The organism is Pseudomonas sp. HR1, assembly GCF_030175875.1.
GTDB lineage: Bacteria > Pseudomonadota > Gammaproteobacteria > Pseudomonadales > Pseudomonadaceae > Chryseomonas > Chryseomonas oryzihabitans.
The window spans coordinates 642272-665258 of the sequence record NZ_JASNRF010000003.1 but is presented as its reverse complement, the minus strand read 5'-3'; the positions used below and the strand labels follow the sequence as shown (position 1 = coordinate 665258).

22 protein-coding genes are annotated in these 22987 nt (G+C 66.2%); 16 read left to right on the top strand and 6 right to left on the bottom strand.

Features of this window, described 5'->3' with window-relative positions; all coding sequences use genetic code 11:
• Positions 1–52: 52 nt before the first annotated feature.
• From QKY98_RS14460 to yghU, 3 genes are all read left to right on the top strand, one after another.
• Positions 53–1147 (top strand): GNAT family N-acetyltransferase/peptidase C39 family protein, encoded by a 1095-nt coding sequence (locus QKY98_RS14460; protein ID WP_042135720.1) that lies wholly within the window; start codon positions 53–55, stop codon positions 1145–1147.
• Positions 1148–1213: 66 nt separating this feature from the next.
• On the top strand, positions 1214–2116 hold the full coding sequence (locus QKY98_RS14455) for an AraC family transcriptional regulator (RefSeq protein ID WP_027596884.1): 903 nt from the start codon (positions 1214–1216) through the stop codon (positions 2114–2116).
• A gap of 185 nt (positions 2117–2301) precedes the next feature.
• Positions 2302–3135, top strand: coding sequence for a glutathione-dependent disulfide-bond oxidoreductase (gene yghU / locus QKY98_RS14450; protein ID WP_284671125.1), 834 nt, complete (start codon positions 2302–2304; stop codon positions 3133–3135).
• 39 nt (positions 3136–3174) lie between these two features.
• Here yghU and QKY98_RS14445 read toward each other — a convergent pair whose 3' ends face one another.
• Positions 3175–4566: a CoA transferase gene (locus tag QKY98_RS14445; RefSeq protein ID WP_284671124.1), complete on the bottom strand. Its 1392-nt coding sequence runs from the start codon at positions 4564–4566 to the stop codon at positions 3175–3177.
• Between the two features lie 162 nt (positions 4567–4728).
• On the opposite strand from QKY98_RS14445, the gene QKY98_RS14440 reads away from it, so the two are divergent.
• From QKY98_RS14440 to QKY98_RS14430, 3 genes are all read left to right on the top strand, one after another.
• On the top strand, positions 4729–5772 hold the full coding sequence (locus tag QKY98_RS14440; protein WP_284671123.1) for an SDR family oxidoreductase: 1044 nt from the start codon (positions 4729–4731) through the stop codon (positions 5770–5772).
• Positions 5773–5857: 85 nt separating this feature from the next.
• The gene (locus QKY98_RS14435) at positions 5858–6397 is read left to right on the top strand and encodes a DsbA family protein (protein ID WP_284671122.1); all 540 of its coding nucleotides are present in this window, start codon (positions 5858–5860) and stop codon (positions 6395–6397) included.
• A 113-nt stretch (positions 6398–6510) separates the two neighbouring features.
• A complete protein-coding gene (locus tag QKY98_RS14430; protein WP_284671188.1) occupies positions 6511–6948 on the top strand; it encodes a YqaA family protein in 438 nt (145 codons plus the stop codon).
• A 76-nt stretch (positions 6949–7024) separates the two neighbouring features.
• Here the strand turns inward: QKY98_RS14430 and QKY98_RS14425 are convergent, their stop codons facing one another.
• From QKY98_RS14425 to QKY98_RS14415, 3 genes are all read right to left on the bottom strand, one after another.
• Entirely contained in the window at positions 7025–7798 is a 774-nt protein-coding gene (locus QKY98_RS14425; RefSeq protein ID WP_284671121.1) for a WaaZ-like lipopolysaccharide core biosynthesis protein, read from the bottom strand.
• A 531-nt stretch (positions 7799–8329) separates the two neighbouring features.
• Complete coding sequence (gene uraH / locus QKY98_RS14420) at positions 8330–8728, bottom strand: hydroxyisourate hydrolase (RefSeq protein ID WP_027602718.1); 399 nt, start codon at positions 8726–8728, stop codon at positions 8330–8332.
• An 11-nt stretch (positions 8729–8739) separates the two neighbouring features.
• Positions 8740–9216: a GlcG/HbpS family heme-binding protein gene (locus QKY98_RS14415; RefSeq protein WP_042135734.1), complete on the bottom strand. Its 477-nt coding sequence runs from the start codon at positions 9214–9216 to the stop codon at positions 8740–8742.
• Between the two features lie 366 nt (positions 9217–9582).
• Here QKY98_RS14415 and dapA point away from each other — a divergent pair, with 366 nt between their 5' ends.
• The 10 genes from dapA to QKY98_RS14365 all read left to right on the top strand — a co-directional run bounded on the left by dapA (position 9583) and on the right by QKY98_RS14365 (position 20327).
• Positions 9583–10458: a 4-hydroxy-tetrahydrodipicolinate synthase gene (dapA, locus tag QKY98_RS14410; RefSeq protein ID WP_350030290.1), complete on the top strand. Its 876-nt coding sequence runs from the start codon at positions 9583–9585 to the stop codon at positions 10456–10458.
• Positions 10459–10470: 12 nt separating this feature from the next.
• Complete coding sequence (locus tag QKY98_RS14405) at positions 10471–11637, top strand: iron-containing alcohol dehydrogenase (RefSeq protein ID WP_284671119.1); 1167 nt, start codon at positions 10471–10473, stop codon at positions 11635–11637.
• Positions 11634–12887, top strand: coding sequence for a four-carbon acid sugar kinase family protein (locus QKY98_RS14400; protein ID WP_284671118.1), 1254 nt, complete (start codon positions 11634–11636; stop codon positions 12885–12887). Before QKY98_RS14405 ends, QKY98_RS14400 begins: the two co-directional genes overlap by 4 nt.
• Positions 12880–13893 carry a 4-hydroxythreonine-4-phosphate dehydrogenase PdxA gene (gene pdxA, locus QKY98_RS14395; RefSeq protein WP_284671117.1) on the top strand — a complete coding sequence of 338 codons (1014 nt, stop codon included), beginning with the start codon at positions 12880–12882 and terminating at the stop codon, positions 13891–13893. The genes QKY98_RS14400 and pdxA overlap by 8 nt, the downstream gene beginning before the upstream one ends.
• 11 nt (positions 13894–13904) lie before the next feature.
• Positions 13905–14855: a phosphoglycerate dehydrogenase gene (locus QKY98_RS14390; protein WP_181083943.1), complete on the top strand. Its 951-nt coding sequence runs from the start codon at positions 13905–13907 to the stop codon at positions 14853–14855.
• 26 nt (positions 14856–14881) lie between these two features.
• Positions 14882–16207, top strand: a complete 1326-nt coding sequence (locus tag QKY98_RS14385; protein WP_058792114.1) for an MFS transporter — start codon at positions 14882–14884, stop codon at positions 16205–16207.
• Between the two features lie 78 nt (positions 16208–16285).
• Positions 16286–17698, top strand: coding sequence for a sodium:solute symporter family protein (locus QKY98_RS14380; RefSeq protein ID WP_144960315.1), 1413 nt, complete (start codon positions 16286–16288; stop codon positions 17696–17698).
• Positions 17685–18815 (top strand): sialidase family protein, encoded by a 1131-nt coding sequence (locus tag QKY98_RS14375; RefSeq protein WP_284671116.1) that lies wholly within the window; start codon positions 17685–17687, stop codon positions 18813–18815. Before QKY98_RS14380 ends, QKY98_RS14375 begins: the two co-directional genes overlap by 14 nt.
• An 11-nt stretch (positions 18816–18826) precedes the next feature.
• Complete coding sequence (locus tag QKY98_RS14370) at positions 18827–19510, top strand: SDR family NAD(P)-dependent oxidoreductase (protein ID WP_284671115.1); 684 nt, start codon at positions 18827–18829, stop codon at positions 19508–19510.
• 55 nt (positions 19511–19565) lie between these two features.
• On the top strand, positions 19566–20327 hold the full coding sequence (locus QKY98_RS14365) for a DeoR/GlpR family DNA-binding transcription regulator (RefSeq protein WP_074584379.1): 762 nt from the start codon (positions 19566–19568) through the stop codon (positions 20325–20327).
• A gap of 293 nt (positions 20328–20620) precedes the next feature.
• On the opposite strand, the gene QKY98_RS14360 is transcribed toward QKY98_RS14365, so the two are convergent.
• Entirely contained in the window at positions 20621–21949 is a 1329-nt protein-coding gene (locus QKY98_RS14360) for an APC family permease (RefSeq protein WP_042135753.1), read from the bottom strand.
• Between the two features lie 107 nt (positions 21950–22056).
• Complete coding sequence (locus QKY98_RS14355) at positions 22057–22872, bottom strand: carbon-nitrogen hydrolase family protein (RefSeq protein WP_042135754.1); 816 nt, start codon at positions 22870–22872, stop codon at positions 22057–22059.
• Between the last annotated feature and the right edge of the window lie 115 nt (positions 22873–22987).

Here is a 22987-nt window from a genome sequence, read left to right as displayed (position 1 = left end):
CGTTGCTTAACCATGCCAGGCTGCCCGCTCTGCTCCAGGAGAATCCTTCGCGATGAGTTTCATGCTCAGGCCCGCCGGGCTGGACGATCTGGCGGCGCTGGTCGATCTGGAAGCCCGCTGCTTCAGCTATGACCGCCTTTCCCGGCGCAATTTCCACTACATGCTCACCCGTGCGAACGCGGTCCTGATCCTGGCGGAAAATGACCGCCAGGTGGCCGGCTACGCCCTGGTGCTGTTCCACCAGAACACCTCGCTGGCGCGGCTCTATTCCATCGCCGTCGATCCCGAGGCCCGCGGTCATCGCCTGGGCCAGCGCCTGCTGGAGGCTGCCGAAGCCGAGGCGGTGGAGCGCGATTGCGCCTACCTGCGCCTGGAGGTCCGGCCGGACAACGCCGCCGCCATCGCCCTTTACGAGCGCAACGGCTATCTGCCCTTCGCTACGGTGGAGGATTACTACGAGGACCACAGCCAGGCGCTGCGCTTCGAGAAGCGCATCCGTCAGCCGCGCGAAGGCCAGGCCCGCCCGGTGCCCTTCTATCGCCAGACCACCGATTTCACCTGTGGCCCGGCCAGTCTGCTGATGGCCATGGGCGCCCTGCAGCCGGGCCGCCCGCTGGAACGGCGCGAGGAACTGCGGCTGTGGCGCGAAGCCACCACCATCTACATGACCGCCGGCCACGGCGGCTGCGGCCCCCATGGCCTGGCCCTGGCCGCGCTGCGCCGGGGCTTCAAGGTCACGCTGCAGGTCAATACCCGGGGGCCCCTGTTTCTCGACGGCGTGCGCAGCGAGGAAAAGAAGGAGGTGATGCGCCTGGTGCACGAGGACTTCAGCGCCGAGGTCAAGCAATCGCCCATCGAGCGCCTGTACCGGACGCGCCTGGACATTGCCCACTGGGTCAACCAGGGCGCCTTTCCGCTGGTGCTGATCAGCTCCTTCCGCCTGACCAAGGCCAAGGGGCCGCACTGGGTGCTGGTCACCGACTGCGACGAGGACTTCGTCTACCTGCACGATCCCGATGTCGATCACAGCCAGCATCGCCGCGAACTGGATTGCCAGCACATCCCCGTGTCCCACGCCGAGTTCGACAAGATGAGTCGCTTCGGCCGCGGCAAGCTGCGCGCGGCAGTGATCCTGCGCACCGGCTGAACCCGGGGTTGTACTGGGCGTCGAACAGGGCCAGGATCAAGGCCAACCAGAACGACGGGGCGGTCCATGAGTCAGTCCTTGCGCAAGCGCAATCCCTCCTACGAATTGATGGAGGACCTGAGCGGTCACTCGGTGATCTACCGGGAGCATGGTTTTCCCTGCCCGCTGGTGCGCTGGCATTTCCACAAGGAATACGAGCTGCACCTGATCGTGGCCAGTTCGGGGACCGCCTTCATCGGCGACTACATCGGCAACTTCTATCCGGGCAGCCTGTTCCTTACCGGGCCGCATCTGCCGCACAACTGGATCAGCCGCGTCGCCGAGGGCGAGGTGGTGGCCAAGCGCGACATGCTGGTCAACTTCACCAACGAGACGGTGGACAACGCCACGGCGGTGTTTCCCGAACTCAGCGGCCTGGCGCCGCTGCTGGAACGCGCCCGCTACGGCATCGAATTCCAGGATCCGCAGCTGATCGCTCGCGCCGAGGCCTTGCTGCAACAGATCTCCGAGAGCGGCGGCGCCACCCGTCTCGGTCATTTCCTGGTACTGATGGAGGCACTGGCCACCTCGGAGCGCTACCAGCTGCTGTCCGGCAGCGTCGAGCCGGCCACGGCCAGCGAACAGGCGGTGGATCGCACCAACCGGGCGCTGAATTTCATCTTCGATCACTACCAGCGTGATTTCACCCAGGAAGAAGTGGCCGAACACCTGGGCATGACGCCCACCTATTTCTCGCGCTTCTTCCGCCAGGCCACCGGTCGCACCTTCGTCGAATTCGTCAACAGCCTGCGCATCAGCAAGGCCTGCGAGATGCTCTCCCACAGCAGCATGCCGGTCACCGACATCTGCTTCGAAGCCGGCTTCAACAACATCTCCAACTTCAATCGACGCTTCCACCAACTCAAGGGCATGACCCCACGTCAGTACCGCACCCTGACGGTACAGCGGCTGACCGAGCAGAACGCCTGAACGACCTGTCGCGTCTCGGTCCTGCGGCGTCGAGCGGGTCTGTGATCAGCAACCGTCCTTGAGCCCTGCTGTCGTGTGAATGCGCGACAGTGTTTATCGCCAGCTTGCGAGCCATTGAACAGACCGGACGCAAAGTTCGGTTATGATCGAACTACCAACCCTTGCCGACCGAGGCCAGTGCCACCATGACCGAATCCTATATCCCCCCACGCGTCTGGACCCCCACCACCTCCGGCGGCAACTTCGCCAGCATCAACCGCCCCATCGCCGGCCCGACCCACGACAAGGAACTGCCGGTCGGCGAGCATCCCTTCCAGCTGTATTCCCTGGGCACGCCCAATGGCATGAAGGTGACCATCCTGCTGGAGGAGTTGCTGGCGGCCGGACATGCCGACGCTGAATACGACGCCTGGCTGATCCGCATCAGCGAGGGCGAGCAGTTTTCCAGCGGCTTCGTCGAGATCAACCCCAACTCCAAGATCCCGGCCCTGGTGGATCGCCGCGGCGCCGAGCCGCTGCGCGTCTTCGAGTCCGGTGCCATCCTGCTCTATCTCGCCGACAGCTTTGGCGCCTTCATCCCGAAGGATCACGCCGGTCGCACCGAGACGCTGAACTGGCTGTTCTGGCAGATGGGCTCGGCGCCCTTCCTGGGTGGCGGCTTCGGGCATTTCTATGCCTATGCGCCGGAAAAGCTCGAATACCCCATCAACCGCTATGCCATGGAAGCCAAGCGCCAACTCGATGTGCTCGATCGCCTGCTGGCCGAGCGCAGCTATGTGGCCGGCGAGGAGTACGGCATCGCCGACATCGCCATCTGGAGCTGGTACGGCAACCTGGTGCTGGGGCAGTTGTACAACGCCGCGGAATTCCTCTCGGTGCAGGACTACAGCCACGTGCAGCGCTGGGCCCAGGCCATCGCCGCGCGGCCGGCCGTGCAGCGCGGGCGGCGGGTCAATCGCACCTGGGGCGAGCCGGGCGAGCAACTGGCCGAGCGGCATTCGGCCAGCGATTTCACCTGATCCGGCAGAGCGGACGGCGGCGGCATGTCTCCGCCGCCGCTAGCGACTCCAGTCCGCGGTCGCGGAGCCGAGTCGTGTCGCGGGGCGTTGCCACTGCAACTCGACCTCGCCGATCCTCAGCGGCGCCCGCAAGCGCAGCGCCGGACCCCAGGCGGTCGGCTCTTGCGTCTCGCCATAGTCGCCCTCCTCCGGCCCTCCATACGCCGGACCACCACTCGCGCCCGGTCGCTCACTCAGTAGCACAGCGATACGGGCAAGGGACAGTCGCGCCGTCATAGCTCGCCGCTCCCGCTGACGCAGCGCCAGCCCGCGAAGGGCGGCGGCCGCCATGAGGTAGCCGGTAGCGTGGTCGAGCGCCTGCACCGGCAAGGGCACCGGCTGCTCACCGCCCTGCCAGTCGCGCCCGGCCGCGGCGATACCGCAGGACATCTGCACCAGGCTGTCGTAGCCCCGACGGAGCGCCCAGGGACCGCTCCAGCCATAGGCGCAGAGCGAAATATCGATCACCCCGGGATTCAGCGCGCGACGTGCAGCGACGCCGTAGCCCAGTCGCTCCAGCGCATCGGCGCGATAGCCGTGGACCAGGATGTCTGCCGAGGTCAGCAGCGCCTCGAATCGCTGGCGATCGGCGGGGCGCCTGAGGTCCAGTCGCGCGCAGCGCTTGCCCAGGGTCACCTCGGGTGCCTGGGCCGGTTCGTCCCAGTCGGGCGGATCGATCCGCAGCACCTCGGCGCCCAGCCCGGCCAGCAGGCGGGTGGCGATCGGCCCGGCGAGGATGCGGGTCAGGTCGAGGACGCGGATGCCCTGCAACGGACGCTGTGGATCGGGCCGCCAATTGCTGGCGATATCCGCGACTGTCCATTCCTGGGCGATCAGCGGTTCGGCGCCAACGGCCTGCCCCTGGGGATGCGCCTGCCACTCCGCCTGGGTGCGCAGCTTCGCCGCGCAGCCGCCCGCCGCGACGATGGCCGTCTCCAGGTCTTCGCCCGACCCGCCCGCCATGGCCTGAGCCACGGCGTCATGGCTATTGGCGCAGCCCAGCACGGCCAGGGCGCGCTCCCGGTGATGAGGTGCATTGGCGTGCAACCGTAGCCAGCCGTCGCGGGTACGGTAGTCGCCGGTGATCGGGTCCCAGACGGCGGGCAATTCCCAGCCCAGGGGACGCAGAGATGTCTTGAACCAGGCCGCGGCCAGGTGCCGGTCCACCTGCACCGGCAATCCGGGGGCTCCTTCGGCCAGCAGGTCGGCGGCGGCCAGGCCGGCGACCCCGATCGCCGCCGTGGCGAGGTCGCTGACCGGAAAGCAGGAGGCCAGGCTATCGTTGCCCCGGACCTGCAGGTTTGCCGCCTGGGCGGCAGACAGATCCAGGGCGGTGACGAGTTCGCCGAGCAGGGATTGAAAGACGGCAGGCGTACGGGACGGGTGGGTCAAGGCAAGGTCCTCCGCGGCAGCAGGCAGTGCTCTCACAGTAGCCCTGCTTGCGCGAGCAGGACACCGGCGTTCGTCCGTCTACCGTCCAGCCCGACACGGGGACAAATCGCCCTCTGCCTGGGTCTCCCCTTCATCAGCCCACCTACGCTATCGGGAGACCCCATGACCGAACGACAGCTACTCATCGCCGGCGCCAGCGGCATCATCGGCCAGGCCGTGCTGGAAGCCTTCGCCAACGCCGGCTGGTCCATCACCACCGTCGGCCGCTCGCGACAGGCACCCAGTCGCTTTCCGCACCTGACCGCCGACCTGCTGGACCCGGCCAGCCTGGCCGCGGCCAAGGCCGATCTCGCCGGTGTGACCCATCTCTTCTACAGCGCCCTCAAGCCCAACCCTGACCCGGGCGTCGAGGCGGACGAAAACGCCGCCATGCTGGAGAACCTGGTCGCCGCGGTGCGTAGCGCTGGCGCGCCTCTGGCCCGCATCACCTTCGTCCAGGGCGGCAAGATCTACGGCGCCCACCTGGGGGTGTACAAGACCCCAGCCCGCGAGGATGACAGCCGCCACTTCCCGCCCAACCTCTATTTCCGCCATGAAGACTTCGTGCGCAGCCTGGAGGCCGACGGCATCCGGTGGACCGCCCTGCGCCCCGACATCGTTATCGGTCACTCACTGGGCTCGGCCATGAACCTCGGCAACCTGATCGGTCTCTATGGCGCGCTGTGCAAGGCGACCGGTACCGCCATGCAATTCCCCGGAACCGAGCAGGCCTATCGCGGCGCCCTGGTCAACATCACGGCCGCGCCGCTGCTGGGCGAAGCCGCGGTCTGGGCCGCCGAAGAGGAGCGCGATGGCGCCTTCAACCTCACCAACGGCGATGTCTTTCGCTGGAGTCACGTCTGGCCACAGCTGGCCGACTGGTTCGGGCTGGACGTCGGCGAGACGCAACCCATCTCCCTGGCTCAGCGCCTGACCGCCCTGAAGCCGGTCTGGCAGGCGCTGGCGCAGCGCGAAGGACTAGCCGAGGCCGATCCCGAGCGGATCGCGCCCGGGACCTTCGGCGACTTCATCTTCCATGTCGAGAAGGATGCCATCTTCGATGTGACCAAGGCGCGGCAGGCCGGCTTCGGGCAGATGATGCTGAGATCGGACGAAGTTCTGCTCGCGCACCTGGAGGACATGCGTCGGCGGCGACTGATTCCCTAAGGCATCCCGCGCCGTCCCGATTGCGGGAAAACGCCCGGGACGACATGCGGTCTCAACCCCAACGTCTCGCCATTGGAGTTCTAACTTGTACGCCGACACCCTCACCTGGGGCCATGGCCCCCGCACCTTCGAAGTCTTTCTCGAGCCCACCTGCCCCTTTTCGGTCAAGGCCTTCAACAAGCTCGACGACCTGCTGGCCCAGGCCGGTCCGGACCGCATCACCCTGAAGATCCGCCTGCAATCCCAGCCCTGGCACCTCTTCTCCGGTGTGGTGGTGCGTTGCGTGCTGGCCGCCGCCACCCTCGAAGGCGGCAAGGAGAGCGCCAAGGCGGTGCTGGCAGCGGTCGCCGCCCATCGCGAGGAATTCGAGTTCAAGGATCACGCCACGGGACCCAATCGCGACGCCACGCCCAACGACATCATTGCGCGCCTGGAAGGCTACAGCGGCCTGGCCCTGGTCGATGCCTTCGCCAATCCGGACCTGCAGCACGCCATCAAGTGGCACTGCAAGTACGCCCGGCAGAACGGCATCCACGTCTCGCCGACCTTCATGATCGATGGCCTGGTGCAGCCCGATATCAGCAGCGGGGATTCGGTCGCGGACTGGCTCGCGCGGCTGGAGTGAGCACCGAGGCTCAGGGTCGCGAAGAGGCATAGTCCGGTCCCTCGCGCTATGCTCGGCGGCTTCCCCTCGACCCGAGAAAGCCTCGTCATGGCCTGCCCTGCTGGAGCGCTATCCTGGAAGCCCTGAGCGTCTACCTGGGCCTGGCCGCCCTCGCCTTTGGCGCGGCCACCCTGTTGCCCCTGCAATCGGAAGCGGCCCTCGCCGGGCTGCTGCTCACCGAGCGCTATGCCACGCCCCTCCTGCTGCTGGCCGCGACGCTGGGCAATGTCGCCGGCTCGACGCTGAATTGGTGGCTGGGCACCCATCTCGAACGCTTTCGCCAACGCCGCTGGTTTCCGCTGTCGCCGGAGCGCCTGGCGCGCATCCAGGTGGCCTACCAGCGCTGGGGCTGGTGGTCACTGCTGCTCAGCTGGACGCCCGTGATCGGCGATCCCCTGACCCTGGTGGCCGGGGTGATGCGCGAACCCCTGTGGCGCTTTCTAGTGGTGGTGACCCTGGCCAAGGCCACGCGCTACGCCGTGGTCTGGGGTCTTACCCTGGGCTGGCAGTGATCGAGCGCAGCAGGCAAAGGTCCGACGGTCCCTGCCATCCAGACCTCTCGATGCGCTACCGAAACATCGAGCGCGCTCAACTGGCCTGACGGGTCCGCTGGCCCAACCAGCCCGCCTCGACGGCGGCCAGGTCGGCGCGTGGGATGAGTTGCACAGGAATACAGCTGCAGCGCGACAGATTGAAGACCTGGCGGCCCGCGGCGGTCATGACGTCCTGCATGACCTTGAGCCCCGGCAGGATACGGTTGTGCAGATGCTCGTCCAGACCACAGGGCGATCTCGCGTCCGCGCCGCCTTCGTAGAAGCGTGGGGCCCGGGCATTGAGGTCGACACCGGCCAGATAGATCCTGGTAAAGCCCAGGTGATAGGCCAGCTGCAGCGCGATGAAGGCAACGGTCCGGACATCGAAGATGCCGTAGTCCATGTCCCGGCTGAAGCCGATGTCGCGCGCTCGGCGACTGAGCAGGGTGAGCGTGCGTTCGGCCTGGTCGCGCTCCAGCCCGAGGTAGTGTTCCAGCCGGGTACTGGGCGCTCGTCGCAACGCGTGAGCCTTGGCCTGCCGGCTTTCCGCCAGGCTTTCGATCGCCATCGGCCACAATGCCAGCCGCTGCGCCTGCTCGAGCCCGCATTCATAGAGCTCAGGTTGCTGCTCGGCAAAGCTCAGGTCGCTGCAGACGTAAAAGAGCGGACGGATGCCGCTCCCGCTCAGCTTGGCGATGGCACCGTTCATGGTGATGATCGGCACATCCTGCCAGGCGTCCAGGTTGAGTTCGGCAGCCGAAGGTCCGGAGGCCAGCAGGAGCACCGGACCCCGTTGACTGTTGCGCAGGGGCGCGAAGTCCCGGCTCACAGCAGCGAGCCACCTGGAGGCGCGGCATTGAGGACCTTGGACAGACGGTTTGAAAGCTGCTCGAGTGGCATGCCATCAGCTCCCTATACGGCAATGACGAAGGTTATTAGTCATACATATTCAACGGTGCCGATAAAAAAGTAACCGGGCACCCTCATGAATGACGCTACCAACGCTACGTTTTGCCGCTTAGGACTCACTTAAGGGGCTCGTACCGAAATGAGGCACTCATAGCAATTAGAAGACTTGTCCGTGAGCCAGTAGGAGCCAAGGTGGCCCAGGGCCTGGAACGATCCGAAGATCCGCCCTACCCCCACCGACATCGCGGACGACCTATTACCCCTTAGCGGAGATGCCGCTCCTATGCTCAGGAATACCGCGCGGAGAAGCGCCATTCCTGCAGAGCCTCGACCGCTCGCGAATGGCCCTCACCAAGCATGGCAGGGTCACAGGGCTGGAATTTGCCGCCAACCGCACTGTGCCTGCACGAGCGCGGTGGACAGGCGCGCGGACTGACGCATCGCCGGCGAACTAGGAGCCGCGGTAGGTGCTGAAGCCATAGGGGCTGAGCAACAGCGGGATATGGTAGTGCTGCTCCGGCTGGGTGACGTCGAACACCACTGGGATCTCGGGGAAGAAGGCGCTGCGGCCCTGCTGGCGATAGTAGTCGCCGGTCTTGAAGACCACGCGGTATTCCCCCTTCTCGAAGGTCTTTTCCTTGGGAAACAGCGCGGGCACCCGGCCCTGCTCGTTGGTGACCTCTTCCGCCAGCGGCTGCCAGCCCTGCCCCACCTGACGTTCCAGGGTCACATGTACGCCGGCCGACGGCTTGCCGTCTTCCAGGTTGAGCACATGGACACTCAGGGGATTGGGTGCGGCGACCGCGAAGCCGGACAGGGCCAGGCCAGACAACAGAACGAACGTCTTCATGAAAATCTCCTTCAAGGATGGGAGGTGAGGTTGAGGTGTTCAGCGGCCGCCAGCGCACAGCGCTCATCCGCCCCGCCACCGCCGGCACCGGCGATGCCCAGGGCGCCGACCAGCTGGTCGCCTTCGTAGAGGGGGATGCCACCGCCCAGCAGCAGCAATTCGGGCAGGGTGACGAGATTGGCCGCGTCCGGGTTCTGCCGGGCACGCTCGGCCAGCGCCTGCGAGGGGGTACGGGTGGACAGCGCGGTGAACGCCTTGCGCCGCGCCGCCTCGGCGTTGTGCGGTCCGATGCGGGTATCGCGTTGCAGGAGGATCAGTTGACCGCTGCGGTCGAGCACCGCCAGCGCGGCGCTGCAGGGCGCGGCCTGTGCCAGTCGCTGCGCGGCAGCAAGGTCGAGATCGGGATGCTGCGGCAGCGCCGCCTGCGCCTGACCGAGCAAGGCAGCGCCCAGCAGCGTGACGGTTAGGGAAGAAAGAAAGCGCGACATGATTGGAGGTCCAGGAGATGACCTCGCCAAATTATCCTGATCGTTCGGTCAGGAACGGGTACTGCGGGATGACAATTTTGTCAGAGGGATCAGCGGGATAGCTTGCCGGACCCAACAGGCACCACTCCTTACCCATAGCTTGAACATTCGTCCCTTCAGACGCGTGAAGGCGCCGCGCCGAGGCTGCCATTACGTTTATCCGTCTCTATTGCCGAGCAATCCGAGTCAATAGTTGCTTCGCAAATGAGCTATTGCCTTTAGAGGTGCACAGGCTCATCGAACGCGCAAAATCGTCAGACCACTATTGATCGATTAGATCAAAACATGCTTTATTGTGATCAGAACAATCACAAGGTAGGCATGACCATGAAATTCCGCGGCATCGTTCCCGCCCTCGTTACCCCTTTTGACGCCCAGCAACGTGTCGATGAAAACGCTTTGCGCGGTTTGATCGAAAACCTGATCGGTGCCGGCGTCCACGGCCTGTTCGTACTGGGCACCAACGGCGAATTCTTCGCCCTCTCCGAAGCCGAGAAGCTGCGTATCGCCGAGCTCACCGTGGGTGCTGCGGGCGGCCGGGTCCCGGTCGTGGCCGGCACCGGTGCCTTCGCCACGCATGAAGTGATCGAACTGAACAAAAAGATGGCGGATCGCGGTGTTGATGCCCTGTCGGTGATCACGCCCTACTTCAATGCCGTCAGCCAGAAAGAACTGATCACGCATTACGAGGCCATTGGCGACGCCTCCCCGCTGCCGCTCATGCTCTACAACATTCCGGCCAAGACCGGCATGTCGATCGGCATCGGCGCTGTCGCCACCCTGAGCCAGCACCCGCAGATCAAGGGCATCAAGGACAGCGCCGGCAACTTCGACGCCCTGGTGCAGATGATGAAGTACCGCAGCGACGACTTCGCCGTCTTCGCCGGTACCGACTCCCTCATCTACTGGAACCTGCTGGCCGGCGGCGATGGCGCCGTGGCCGCCACCGCCAATGCCGTGCCCCAGGTGGTCATGACCATCTGGAACGCCTTCCAGGCCGGCGACCACGCCACGGCCCGCGCCGCCCAGGAAAAGCTGCGGCCGCTGCGCGATGCCTTCGCTCTCGGCACCATGCCCTCGGTACTGAAAAAGGCCGCCGACCTGCTCAACGTCCCGGTCGGCCCCTGCCGAGCCCCGGTCGCGCCGCTGGACGAAGCCACCGTACACAAGCTCGAAGGCCTGCTGGCCATCTACCGCGACTGATCCGGAGCGCCCATGTCCCTCTATCATTTCCAGACCGTCAAACACCTGGTCCACGGCGCTGGTGCCCTGGATCAGCTCGGCGACAAGCTCGCCCTCCTCGACGTCCCGCTGCGCCGCGTGGTGCTGGTCACCCAGAACGCCATGCATGGCCTGGGCGTGACCGAGCGCGTCACGGCGCAACTGGCCGCCCGCGACATCGAGGTGGCCGTGATCGACAACGTCGAGATCGAGCCGACCCTGGAGAACATCGAGCAGGTCTTTCGCGAGCAGGTCGCGCCGCGTCAACCCGACGCCCTGCTCGCCATCGGCGGCGGCTCGGTGCTGGACGCCGCCAAGCTGTTTGCGGTCATGCTCACCAACGAGCAGTCGCTCAGATCCATGCTCGGCATCGACCAGGTGGCCCGCGCCGGGCTGCCCACCGTGCTGGTCCCGACCACCGCCGGCACCGGCTCGGAAGTGACGCCTAATGCCATCGTTACCCTGCCCGACGAAGAGCTGAAAGTGGGCGTGGTCAGCCGCCACCTGCTGCCCGCCCTGGTCCTGCTCGATCCGCTGCTGACCCTGAGCCTGCCCAAGGCCATCACCGCGGCTACCGGGATGGACGCCTTCACCCATTCCCTGGAGTCCTTCATCTCCAACAAGGCCAACCCGGTCAGCGATACCTTCGCCTTGGAGTCCATGCGCCTGATCGCCGGCAGCATCGTCGAGGCCTATCAGCAGCCGGATTCGGTACGCGCCCGCAGCGATATGCTGCTCGGCTCCACCTATGGCGGCGTGGCCCTGACCGCCGCCGGCACGGCCGCCGTGCATGCCCTGGCCTATCCCCTGGGCGGCAAGTTCCATGTCACCCACGGCGTGGCCAACGCCATGCTGCTGCCCCATGTCATGGCCTTCAACCTGGACAGTTGCGCGCCACGCCTGAAGCGCGCCGCCCTGGTCTGCGGCCTGGCCCGCGAGGAGGACAGCGACGAAGCCGCCGCGCACAAACTGATCGAGCAGATCGCCGCCTGGACCGCCACCCTGGAGATCCCCCAGGACCTGGCCGCCTTTGGTGTCCGCGAGGAACACCTGCCAGAGATGGCCGTGGCGGCATCCAAGGTCACCCGGCTAATGGTCAACAATCCCAAGCCGCTGAGCCTGGACGACATCCAGGCGCTGTACCGGCGCCTGCTGCCATGACCCGCCTGCTGATCCTGGCCGATGACCTCAGCGGCGCCGCCGACTGCGCCCTGGGCTTCGCCAAGGCCCAGGCGACCCGGGTGCTGCTCGACGCCGAGGCCCTGGATGCCCAGGCGCCGGTGACGGCACTGGATCTGGACAGCCGTCGACTGGATGCGCGTGCGGCGGCCGCGCGCCATGCCGCACTGCTCGGGCACCCGGCGTTGGCGGGCGCCGCGCTCTACAAGAAGATCGACTCCACCCTGCGTGGCAATGTCGCCGCCGAGGTAGCGGCCCTTACCCCGCGCGGCCTGGCCCTGGTCGCGCCCGCCTACCCGGCACTGGGCCGCACGACCCAGGGTGGCCTCCAGTACCTGGACGGCGTACCGGTCGACCAGACCGATGTCTGGCGCAACGAGGGCCTGACCGGCAGTGCCGATCTGGTCGCTCAACTGACCGATCACGGCATCAGCTGTGCCCGGCTCGACCTCGCCACCCTGCGTCAGCCGGTGGCCCTGGCCGCCGCCCTGCGCCGCGCGCTGGACAGTGGTCTGCCCGCGCTGGTCTGCGACGCCGAGCGCCAAACGGACCTGGAGGCGCTGGGCCGGGCCTCCGCGCCCCTGGCGCAGCAACTGTTCTGGGTCGGCTCCGCAGGTCTGGCCGAGGCGCTGCCCGCAGCGCTGGGCCTGACCGACCACATCGCGCTCCGCCCTCCAAGCGACGGCCCGATCCTCACGGTGGTGGGCAGCATGTCTCGGCACTCCCAGGCCCAGGCCGAGCGTCTGGTGGCGGGGAGCGGCCAACACTGGCAGCGGCTGGCCCCTGCCTGGCTGCTGGAGCCGCAACACGCCGCCGGGCGTACCGCGCTGGCCATGGCCCTCGCTCGGCAGCTCGCCCGCGGCGAAGACGTCCTGGTCAGTCTTCACCAGCAGGCCCGGGATCCGCGTCAGGCCGTGGCCCTGAGCCAGGCCCTGGCCGAATTGCTGCAGCCCGCCCTGCAGGAGTCCGCCGCCCTCATGGCCACCGGCGGCGAGACCGCTCGCGCCCTGCTCGCCCAGGCCGGCATCACCGCGCTGGACCTGCACGGCGCCCTCGCGCCGGGCGTGGCCCTGGCCAGCACCCGTTGGCGTGGCCGTGCCCTGCGGGTAGTGACCAAGGCCGGCGGCTTCGGCCAACCCGACACCCTCCTCGACGCCTGGCGCCACCTGCGCGCCAGCCTACCCGCACAGGCCGCCCCGGCCTCCCTGCAGAAGGAAGCCCACCATGTCTGAACGTCCCGTCATCGGCATCACCATGGGTGACGCCACCGGCGTCGGTCCCGAGATCATCATGAAGTCCCTGGCCCACGCCTCGGTCTACGACAGCTGCCGCCCGCTGGTCATCGGCGACGCCGGTCGCCTGGAGGATGCCAATCGCATCGTCGGCGGTCGCCTGCAGATCAACGCCATCGAGCGGCCCGATCAGGCACGCTTCCAACCCGGCGTGGTGGATTGCATAGACCTCGGGCTGATTCCCGCCGACCTGCCCTACGGCAAGCTGTCCGCCCTGGCCGGCGACGCCGCCTATCGCTACATCGAACGCACCGTGCAGCTCACCTCGGCCGGTGAACTCGATGCCATCTGCACCGCCCCGCTGAACAAGGAAGCCCTGCACGCCGGCGGCCATATCTTCCCGGGCCACACCGAGCTGCTGGCGCACCTCACCGGCACCGAGGAGGTGTCGATGATGCTGATGACGCCGATCCTCAAGGTCATCCACGTCACCACCCATATCGGCATCATCGATGCCATCGCGCGCATCGAGCCGGGCCTGGTCAAGCGCACCATCGAACGCGCCCACGCCACCCTGCAGCGGGCCGGCATCCAGGATCCCCTGATCGCCATCTGCGGCATCAACCCGCATGCCGGCGAGAACGGCCTGTTCGGCTACGGCGAGGAAGAAACCAAGATCCAGCCGGCCATCGACGAGCTGCGCGCCCGTGGCTGGCGCGTGGAAGGCCCGTTGCCTGCGGACACACTCTTCTTCCGCGCCGGGCGCGGCGATTTCGACTGCGTGGTGGCCATGTATCACGACCAGGGCCACGGCCCGGTCAAGGTCATGGGCCTGGAAGCGGGCGTCAATGTCACCGTGGGCCTGCCGGTGATCCGCACCTCTGTGGACCACGGCACCGCCTTCGACATAGCCGGCAAGGGCATCGCTGACGAGCGCAGCCTCATCGAGGCGCTGCGCCAGGCCACCGAACTTGCCAGCCGGCATCGCGCCAGCCAGGCCGCCTGAGGAGGCTGACCATGAAAGTCGTCTGCACCTCGCCGTCCTTCGCCAAGTACTCCCGGGAACCGCTCGAGCTGCTGGCCCGCCACGGCATTGACCTGGTGACCCTGCCCGCCGACATCGATGCCGAGGGTTTCATCGCCGCGGCCGCCGACTGCCAGGCGGCCATCACCGCCTTCAACGTCTTCGACGCCGCCACCTTCGCGGCCCTGCCGCAGCTGCGCCTGGTGTGCAAGCACGGCGTCGGGGTCGACAACATCGACCTGGACGCGGCTCGCGCCCATGGCGTGACCGTCTGCAACGTGCCCAACTCCAACCGCCACGCGGTGGCCGACTACACCTTCGCCCTGCTGCTGGCCTCGGCCCGCCAGGTGGCCCGCGCCGACCGCGAAACCCGCGCCGGCGACTGGCCACGGCTGTTTGGCGCCGACGTCCACGGCAAGACCCTGGGCATCGTCGGCCTGGGCAGCATCGGCAAGGAAGTCGCGCGGCGCGCCAGTGGCTTCGCCATGCGCGTCATCGCCCATGACCCCTATCCCGATCAGGCCTTCGCCGATCGCGAACGCATCGAATTTCGCGCCCTCGACGAACTGCTCGCCGAAGCCGATTTCGTCACCCTGCACATCGGCCTGTCCGACGCCACGCGCCACCTGCTGGATGCACGGCGACTGGGCCTGATGAAGCCGGGTGCCCACCTGATCAACGCCGCCCGCGGCGGCATCGTCGATGAAGAGGCGCTCTACCAGGCGCTGCACAGCGGCCACCTGGGCGGTGCGGCCCTGGACGTGTTCGAGGACGAGCCGGCCAACCAGCACCCGCTGTATGGGCTGCCCACCGTGGTGGTGTCGCCGCACATCGCCGGCTACACCCCGGGCGCGCTGGACATCCTCAGCCTCACCTGCGCCCGCAACGTGGTCGCCGCTCTCACCGGCACCGGCCCCCTGGAGTCCGTCGTCGTCGCCCCCTGACCCCCAACCCCTTTCGGAACCTGATCATGGATAACAACAACAAGGCCACCAGGATTCGCTGGATCATCGCCGGACTGATGTGGACGGCGATCGCCATCAACTACATCGACCGGGTGGTGCTCTCCGCCGCCGCACCCTTCATCAGCAAGGAATTCGCCCTCAACGCGACCGAGATGGGGCTGATCATGTCGGCCTTCTTCTGGTCCTACGCCCTGCTGCAGTTGCCCGCCGGCTGGCTGGCCGACCGCTTCGGCCAGAAGGCCACCCTGGGCGGCGCCGTGCTCTGGTGGTCGCTGGCGACCGCTCTGACCGGCCTTGCCACGGGCTTCAAGTCGCTGTTCGCCTTGCGCATCGGCCTGGGCATCGGCGAGGCGGCGGCCTACCCGAGCAACGCTGGCATCACCTCACGCTGGTTTCCCGACAAGGAGCGCGCCACCGTCTCGGGCATCTTCGACAGCGGTTCCAAGTTCGGCGGCGCGGTGGCCATGCCGCTGATCGTCGGCCTGATCGCGCTGTTCGGCTGGAAACTGACCTTCGTCATCAGCGGCGCCCTCGGTATCCTCTGGGCGCTGGCCTGGTTCGCCTTCTACCGCAACGATCCGGAAGACCATCCGCGCATCAACCAGGCCGAGCTGCGCTACATCCGCGAAGGCCAGCGGCGCCGCGAAGGCAATGGCGAGAAGCCGGCCATGCGCTGGTACGAGCTGCTGCGCTACCGCAACGTCTGGGCCATGTGCCTGGGCTTCTTCTTCATCAACTACAACTCCTACTTCTTCATCACCTGGCTGCCCACCTACCTGGTCAAGGAAAAGGGCATGGACCTCATCTCCATGGGCTTCATGGCGGCGCTGCCGCTGCTGATCGCCATGGTGGTGGAAGTCTTCGCCGGCTGGCTGTCGGACCGCATCTACCGCAGTGGCCGCTATTCGCTGACCACCATCCGCAAGACCTTCCTGATCGTCGGTCTGCTGATGGCCTCCTGCATCGGTCTGGCGGCCTTCGCCGAATCGGCCTGGATCGCCATCGTGCTGCTGTGCATCGCCAAGTCCGGCACCACCGTGGCCGCCACCCAGGTGTGGGCCATGCCTGGAGATATCGCGCCGCGCGGCATGACCTCGATGCTGGCCGGCCTGCAGAACTCGGTGTCCAACATGGGCGGCGTGGTCGGCCCTATCGTCACCGGCTTCATCGTCGCCACCACCGGCTCCTTCAATATCGCCCTGCTGTTCTCGGCGGGGCTGATCGTGGCGGCCATCCTCAACTACCTGTTCCTGCTCGGTCGGGTGGAACCCATCGTCACCGAGGATGAACCGACAGCAGACCTGCTGGGCGCCGGCCAACCCAGCCACTGACGTTCCTCGCCCAGGGCGTCGGCGGCCTGCCGGCGCCCTGTGAAAAAGCTCGTACAACAACAACACGGAGCGATTTCCATGCAGACGTTCGACGTGCAAAGCACCGCCATCATCATCGGGATGGTGGTGGCCTACATCCTCTTCACCACCTGGCTCAGCATCCGCCTGCGCAGCCGTACCAGCGGCGAATTCATGGTGGCCGCGCGCAGCATGCCGGCCTTCGTGGTGGGCATCCTGATGATGTCGGAATTCATCGGCGCCAAGTCCACGGTGGGCACCGCCCAGGCGGCCTTCGAAAGCGGTTTCGCCGCCTCCTGGTCGGTGATCGCCGCGGCCATCGGCTTTCCGCTGTTCGGCCTGCTGATGGCGCGCAAGCTCTATGCCTCCGGCGAATTCACCATCTCCGGTTTCATCGCGCAGAAGTACGGCCTGTCCACCAAGCTGATGGTGTCGATCATCATGATCTACGCCCTCTTGCTGGTGAACGTGGGCAACTACGTCAGCGGCGCCGCGGCCATCGCCACGGTGCTCAAGATCAACCTGCCCACCGCGGCCTTCATCACGGCCATCGTCAGTACCCTGTACTACGTCTTCGGCGGGCTGAAGAGCGTGGCCTACGTCAGCATCCTGCACACCTCGGTCAAGTATGTGGGCGTGCTGATCGTCCTGGGCGTGGCCCTGCACATGACCGGCGGTTTCACCCCGGTCATGCAGAACATGCCGGAGCACTACTTCACCTGGGACGGCGCCATTGGCGGCAGCAAGATCTTCGCCTGGATCATCGGTACCGTCGGGGCGATTTTCTCCACCCAGTTCATCATCCAGGCGATCTCCTCGACCAAGGATGCGCGCGCCGCCCAACGCTCCACCTTCCACGCCTCGCTGCTGTGCATCCCTATCTCACTGGCGCTGGGCTTCATCGGGGTCGCGTCCAGGTACCTGCATCCAGAGATGAGCAGCCTCTACGCCCTGCCCGTCTTCCTGCAGTCGATGCACCCGGTGCTGGCCGGCGTGGTGACCATTTCCCTGGTCGCCTCCATCTTCGTCAGCGTCAGCACCGTGGCCCTGGCCATCGCCTCGCTGGTGGTGCGCGACTTCTACGTGCCGCTGCGCAAGCCCACGCCCGAGCGTGAGTTCAAGGCCACCCGGGTGATCTCGCTGATCATCGGCTTCGTGCCGCTGTTCTTCGTGTTCTTCGTCCCCGAGATCCTCAACCTGTCGTTCTTTACCCGGGCGCTGCGCCTGTCCATCGCGGTGATCGCCATGATCGCCATCTACCTGCCGCTGTTCGCCACCAACCGCGGTGCGACCCTGGGCCTGCTGGCCTCGACCATCACCACCAGCGTCTGGTATCTGCTGGGCAATCCCTATGGCATCGACAACATGTACGTTGCCTTGGCGACGCCTGCCATCGTCGTGGTCATCGAACGTCTCTTTCCCCAGCCCGCCGCCAAAGCCGCTCCTGCCGAGGTCCCCCATGTCCATCACTGAAATCGCCATCGCTGGCCGCCAGGACAGCTTCCTGCCGACGCCCTATCCGCAGAACCACGCCGCCAACCTGCTGGCTCAGCCTGACGGCACCCTGCTGTGCACCTGGTTCGCCGGGACCCAGGAAGGCAAGGCCGACATCTCGGTCCTGCTCAGCCGCCGCGATCCGAAGACCGGCATCTGGAGCGAGCCCGTACAGCTGTCGGACGACCCGACCCGCTCCGAGCAGAACCCCATCCTGTTCCTGGCGCCGAATGGCCCGTTGTGGCTACTGTGGACGGCTCAGGTGGCCGGCAACCAGGACACCGCCATCGTTCGTCGTCGCCTATCCACCGATGGCGGCCACAGCTGGGGCGCCATCGAGACCCTGATCGACACCCCCGGAACCTTCGTTCGCCAACCGCCGGTGGTGCTGGCCAACGGCGACTGGCTGCTGCCGATCTTCCACTGCATCGCCCGCCCTGGCGAAAAGTGGGTAGGCAGCCATGACACCAGCGCCGTGTTGATTTCCAGCGACCAGGGACGCAGCTGGACCGAGCATGCCGTGCCCGAGAGCACCGGTTACGTACACATGAATATCCAGCCGCTGGGAGATGGCACCTTGCTGGCGCTGTTCCGCAGTCGCTGGGCCGACTACATCCACGCCAGCCGCTCCCAGGATGGCGGGCGCAGCTGGAGCGCCCCCAGCCCGACGGCCCTACCCAACAATAACTCCTCCATCCAGTTTATTCGCCTCACCCGCGGCGAGCTGGTGGTGGCCTACAACCCCACCAGCGCCGCCGACTACAGCGAACGCCGCGCCTCGCTCTATGACGAGATCGACGATGGCGACAGCCGTGTCGATCCGGTGGCGAAGGACGGCGAGCGCAGCGCCGTCTGGGGTGTGCCGCGCGGTCCCATGAGCCTGGCCGTCTCCACGGACGAGGGTCACAACTGGCGGCGCCTGGATGTCGAGGCCGGCGATGGCTATTGCCTGACCAACAATTCCACCGAGAAGCTCAATCGCGAGTATTCCTATCCCAGCCTGGTGCAGGCGGCTGACGGAGATGTGCACCTGGCCTTCACCTACTTCCGCCAGCGCATCAAGCACGTCCGCCTGCCCCTGGCCGCGCTGCGTTAGAGGAGACGGTTATGACGACTCAGCCTCATGCCCTGGTGACCGGCGTCAGCTCCGGCATCGGCGCGGCCATCGCTCAGCGCCTGCTCGACGAGGACTGGCGGGTGACGGGCCTCAGCCGCCGCCCGCCGGAACAGCCCCATCCGGCGCTGACCTGGATCGGCGTCGACCTGGCCGATGCCCAGGCGCTGGATGCCGTGCTGGCCGACATCGGCCCGCTGGACGCCCTTGTCCACGCCGCCGGCTTCATGCGCACCGCGCCACTGGGCACCCTTGATCCGGCCGACGGCGCCGCCATGTGGCACCTGCACGTCGCCGTGGCCAGCCGGCTGGTGGATCGCCTGATCGAGCGCCTCACCGAGGGCGGGCGCATCGTGCTGATCGGCAGCCGCACCATGCAGGGCGCGGCCGGACGCAGCCAGTACGCCGCCACCAAGGCGGCCCTGGTGGGCCTGGTGCGCTCCTGGGCGCTGGAGCTGGCCTCGCGCGGCATCACCGTGAACCTGGTGGCGCCCGGGGCGACCGAGACGCCCATGCTGCGCGATCCGGGTCGCGCCGGTACGCCGCCGCGGCTGCCCCCGCTGGGTCGCTACGTGCAGCCTGAAGAGGTCGCGGGCCTGACCGCCTTCCTGCTCGGTCCGGATGCCGGCGCCCTCACCGGCCAGACGCTGACGGTCTGCGGTGGCGCGTCGCTGTGATGTGGGGGAAGCGTGACTGCGCTAGAGTAGCGCCGTCTCTCCCGATGGATTCCCCATGAAGGTCGCCAAACGTCGCCAGGCCATCCTCGAACTGGTTCTCGCCGGTCACACTAACGTCGAAACCCTGTGCCGGCATCTGGGGGTGTCGGAAGCCACGGTCCGCCGCGACCTGACCGCCCTAGCGGAAGAAGGCCAGATCCTGCGGACCTACGGCGGCGCGACCCACATCGGCACCCGTGAGCCCGAGCCGTCCCTGGAGCAACGCAGCAACCAGTCCGGCCCGGAAAAGGCGCTGCTCGCCCGCGCCGCCCTCGCCCATATCAACGACCACGACACTCTGGTGCTGGACGGCGGCACCACCACCGCCGCCCTGGCCAAGCTGCTCAACGAAAGACGTGGTCTGCATGTCATCACCAACAACCTGCTGGCGGTGCCGCTGCTGCGCGATCTGCCCGAAGGCCATGTGACGTTGCTCGGCGGCGACCTGCGCCCCGGCAGCATGTCGACCTTCGGCCCGGCGGCCTTCACCATGCTGGAGCGACTCTCGGCCGACAAGGTCTTCCTCAGCGCCGACGGCGTGGTCGCCGGCCGCGGCCTCTGTGAGGCCAGCACTGAGCAGGCCTACCTCAAGGAATTGATGATCCAACAGGCCGCTGAGGTCTTCGTGCTTGCCGACTCGACCAAGCTGGGCCGGGATCGCCAGCAACACTGGACGCCGCTAAAAACGGACTGGACGCTGATTACCGATGCGACGGCGGGTGAGGTTCTGACGCCGTTCAGGCAGCTGGGATTGGTAAGGGTCGAAGTGGTTTCCTGAGCGCTAACGCGCTGATCTACGCAGGGCCTTGGCGTAAGGATCAGTCGTTAAACGCGGTAGGCGGCTGTGATCCACACACCAGCTTCATTCCAGGCGTGCTTTGGGTGCCACCCCTGAACCGTGTCGCCGGCTCCTGACGCCAAACCTTGGCCGGCGCCTGAGCTGAGTGCATAGAGGCCACCCGCAGCCGATACGGCAATGGTTCGGTATGTGGCCACCGGCGAAGCAGCTGTACTCACACGCCTTCGCCGGCTTGGCTGGGTACCTGCCCTGCACAGCGAAAAGCGCGTTACTTACCCTTGCTCAGCTTCGAAACTAAGTGCGGGCGGGCGACTACGAAAACCTCCCGTCAGCCAAGCCAGATAGAGTCCACCGAGCAGCAGCCAGCTGCAGCCAAGCATGATCGCCAAGCGGTCAAGACTGATCATCAGCCAGAGCGTCGCCAACATACCGATGAGTGGACATAGTAGGTAGAGCACCAGTTGTAGGGGGCCACGCTTCTGCGGCTGGCGTGCGAAGTGAACGATCACTGAGAGGTTCACGAGGCTGAACGCTAGAAAGGCGCCGAAGTTGATGAATGAGGTCGAGGTGGTGACATCGAGCCTCAGGGCCAGCAGCGCCACTACCGCGCAGACCAGGATAGCGCCTACCGGCGTACCGAAGCGCGGGCTCAGGGTGCCCAGTAGCGCCCGGGGCAGCACGCCATCGCGGCCCATGGCGAACATCAGTCGCGAGGCGCTGGCCTGCGCCGACAAGCCCGAGGTGAACTGGCCCACGATCAACCCGATCAGGAAGACCGACACAAACAGGTCACCCCCGATATTGCGCGCGATCTCGTAAGCGGCCGCATCGCTGCTTTCAAATAGGGTGGACGGATGGGCCAGCTGAACGAAATAGGCCGTGACCACGAAAATCAGTCCACCGATCAGGGTGATCAGCAGGATCGCCCGAGGAATGGTGCGCTGGGGGTCGCGGGTTTCCTCGGTCAGGGTGCTGACCGCATCAAAGCCCAGGAAGGAGTAACAGGCTACCGCCGCGCCGGCCATCACCAGGGACAGGTTCACGCCCTCGCCCAAGAACGGTTGCAACGACAACAGCGGCTTGCTGGCGTCGCCCAGCACGTAATGCACGCACAGCGCCACGAAAGCCAGCAGTACCAAAAACTGCACCAACATCAGTACGCTGTTGATGCTCTTGGCCAGGTGCAGGCCAAAGATGTTGATCACGCTGGTGACCAGGATGAACGTCAGCACCCAAACTGCCTGGGGTAGCTGCGGGAACGCCGAATGAAGGTAAGCCGCGCCAATCAGCCAGATCGCCATCGGCAGGAAGAGGTAGTCCAGCAACACCGCCCAGCCGGCGATGAACCCGAGGTGATCGCTGATGCTGTGGCGCACATAGCTATAAGCCGATCCGGCTACCGGAAACAGCTTGGCCATGCGCGCGTAGCTCAGCGCGGTGAAGCACATCGCCACCGCAGCGGCCAGGTAAGCCGCTGATACGGCACCGTGGGTAATCTCGGCAAGGATGCCGAACGTGCCGAGTACGATGATCGGCGTCATGTAGGCGATGCCGAACAGCACCACCGCTCCCAGAGAAAGGGATCGTTGCAGACGAGCCATTACTGGTTACTCCCATTTTATACGTTGTTATGGCAGGACCGAAGTCGGCAAAAGCGCGCGGCAAGGCCGCAACGGGCGCGTCTGTGGCGCCCTTCAGAAGGAAAATGTCAGGGGATCAGTAGCTCACGCACGCCATTGGCATGGTCGATACGCGTACCTGGCAGCGTCATGCGGCGCTCTTCCAGGTAGCGATAGTCACGGCGGGCTTCGGCCAAGCGATGAAAGTCCAGGGAGATGGACTGCGCGCAGGGCTCTCGACCGGCTTCCAGCAGCAGGCTGCCGTTGGGGTCGACCACTGCACTGCCACCGGCGAATACCAGACCGTCATCGCCTGCGCCGACCCGGTTGGTCATGACCGCATAGGCCTGGTTTTCCATCGCCCGCGCCATAATCGCGGTTCGGTGCGTCGGCCCGTAGGGGTCCATGTTGCCGTTGGTGACGATCAGCAGCTCTGCGCCAAGCTCACCCAGGGCCCGTGCGCTCTCAGGGAATTCGATGTCGAAGCACACCAGCAAGCCGACCCGTACGCCGTCCAGCAGCGCAGTGGCGTAGCGATCGCCCGGCGCGAACACGCCGCGATCCGACGCCCACAGGTGCGTCTTGCGGTAGGTCAGCACAATGTCCTGCCCGTCCATCAACACAGTGGTGTTATAGAACGTGCCACCGTCGTCTTCTGCAAAACCGATGGCAACAGCCAGCCCACGCGCAGCCGCTGCCTTGCCGATGGCGGTCAGGCTCGGGCCATCCAAAGGCTCAGCCAGGGCCGCAACGTTTTCTGGCGTCGGAAAGCCCGTCAGGTAGGTCTCCGGGAACACCAGCAGGCGAGTGCCCGCCCTGCACGCCGCGATAGCCTGCAGGGCCTGGGCGAGATTATGGGCCGTATTACCATCACGACCGGTGAGCTGAGCGAGTTCAACTTGCATGACGGGGCTCCGTTCCTAGTGTTGCATCACGTGGGGGGCAAACACAGAATGCGAACGCCCCTCCGTCCGAAGTCGAGTATGGAGGCGGAGCCACACAGGCGGAATTACGCACGCG

Excerpts from the sequence above, each read along its gene's own strand:
- QKY98_RS14460 (WP_042135720.1), top strand. The coding sequence starts at position 53 with ATGAGTTTCATGCTCAGGCCCGCCGGGCTGGACGATCTGGCGGCGCTG.
- QKY98_RS14455 (WP_027596884.1), top strand. The coding sequence starts at position 1,214 with ATGAGTCAGTCCTTGCGCAAGCGCAATCCCTCCTACGAATTGATGGAG.
- yghU (WP_284671125.1), top strand. The coding sequence starts at position 2,302 with ATGACCGAATCCTATATCCCCCCACGCGTCTGGACCCCCACCACCTCC.
- QKY98_RS14440 (WP_284671123.1), top strand. The coding sequence starts at position 4,729 with ATGACCGAACGACAGCTACTCATCGCCGGCGCCAGCGGCATCATCGGC.
- uraH (WP_027602718.1), bottom strand. The coding sequence starts at position 8,728 with ATGAAGACGTTCGTTCTGTTGTCTGGCCTGGCCCTGTCCGGCTTCGCG.
- QKY98_RS14415 (WP_042135734.1), bottom strand. The coding sequence starts at position 9,216 with ATGTCGCGCTTTCTTTCTTCCCTAACCGTCACGCTGCTGGGCGCTGCC.
- dapA (WP_350030290.1), top strand. The coding sequence starts at position 9,583 with ATGAAATTCCGCGGCATCGTTCCCGCCCTCGTTACCCCTTTTGACGCC.
- QKY98_RS14405 (WP_284671119.1), top strand. The coding sequence starts at position 10,471 with ATGTCCCTCTATCATTTCCAGACCGTCAAACACCTGGTCCACGGCGCT.
- QKY98_RS14400 (WP_284671118.1), top strand. The coding sequence starts at position 11,634 with ATGACCCGCCTGCTGATCCTGGCCGATGACCTCAGCGGCGCCGCCGAC.
- pdxA (WP_284671117.1), top strand. The coding sequence starts at position 12,880 with ATGTCTGAACGTCCCGTCATCGGCATCACCATGGGTGACGCCACCGGC.
- QKY98_RS14390 (WP_181083943.1), top strand. The coding sequence starts at position 13,905 with ATGAAAGTCGTCTGCACCTCGCCGTCCTTCGCCAAGTACTCCCGGGAA.
- QKY98_RS14385 (WP_058792114.1), top strand. The coding sequence starts at position 14,882 with ATGGATAACAACAACAAGGCCACCAGGATTCGCTGGATCATCGCCGGA.
- QKY98_RS14380 (WP_144960315.1), top strand. The coding sequence starts at position 16,286 with ATGCAGACGTTCGACGTGCAAAGCACCGCCATCATCATCGGGATGGTG.
- QKY98_RS14375 (WP_284671116.1), top strand. The coding sequence starts at position 17,685 with ATGTCCATCACTGAAATCGCCATCGCTGGCCGCCAGGACAGCTTCCTG.
- QKY98_RS14370 (WP_284671115.1), top strand. The coding sequence starts at position 18,827 with ATGACGACTCAGCCTCATGCCCTGGTGACCGGCGTCAGCTCCGGCATC.
- QKY98_RS14365 (WP_074584379.1), top strand. The coding sequence starts at position 19,566 with ATGAAGGTCGCCAAACGTCGCCAGGCCATCCTCGAACTGGTTCTCGCC.
- QKY98_RS14360 (WP_042135753.1), bottom strand. The coding sequence starts at position 21,949 with ATGGCTCGTCTGCAACGATCCCTTTCTCTGGGAGCGGTGGTGCTGTTC.
- QKY98_RS14355 (WP_042135754.1), bottom strand. The coding sequence starts at position 22,872 with ATGCAAGTTGAACTCGCTCAGCTCACCGGTCGTGATGGTAATACGGCC.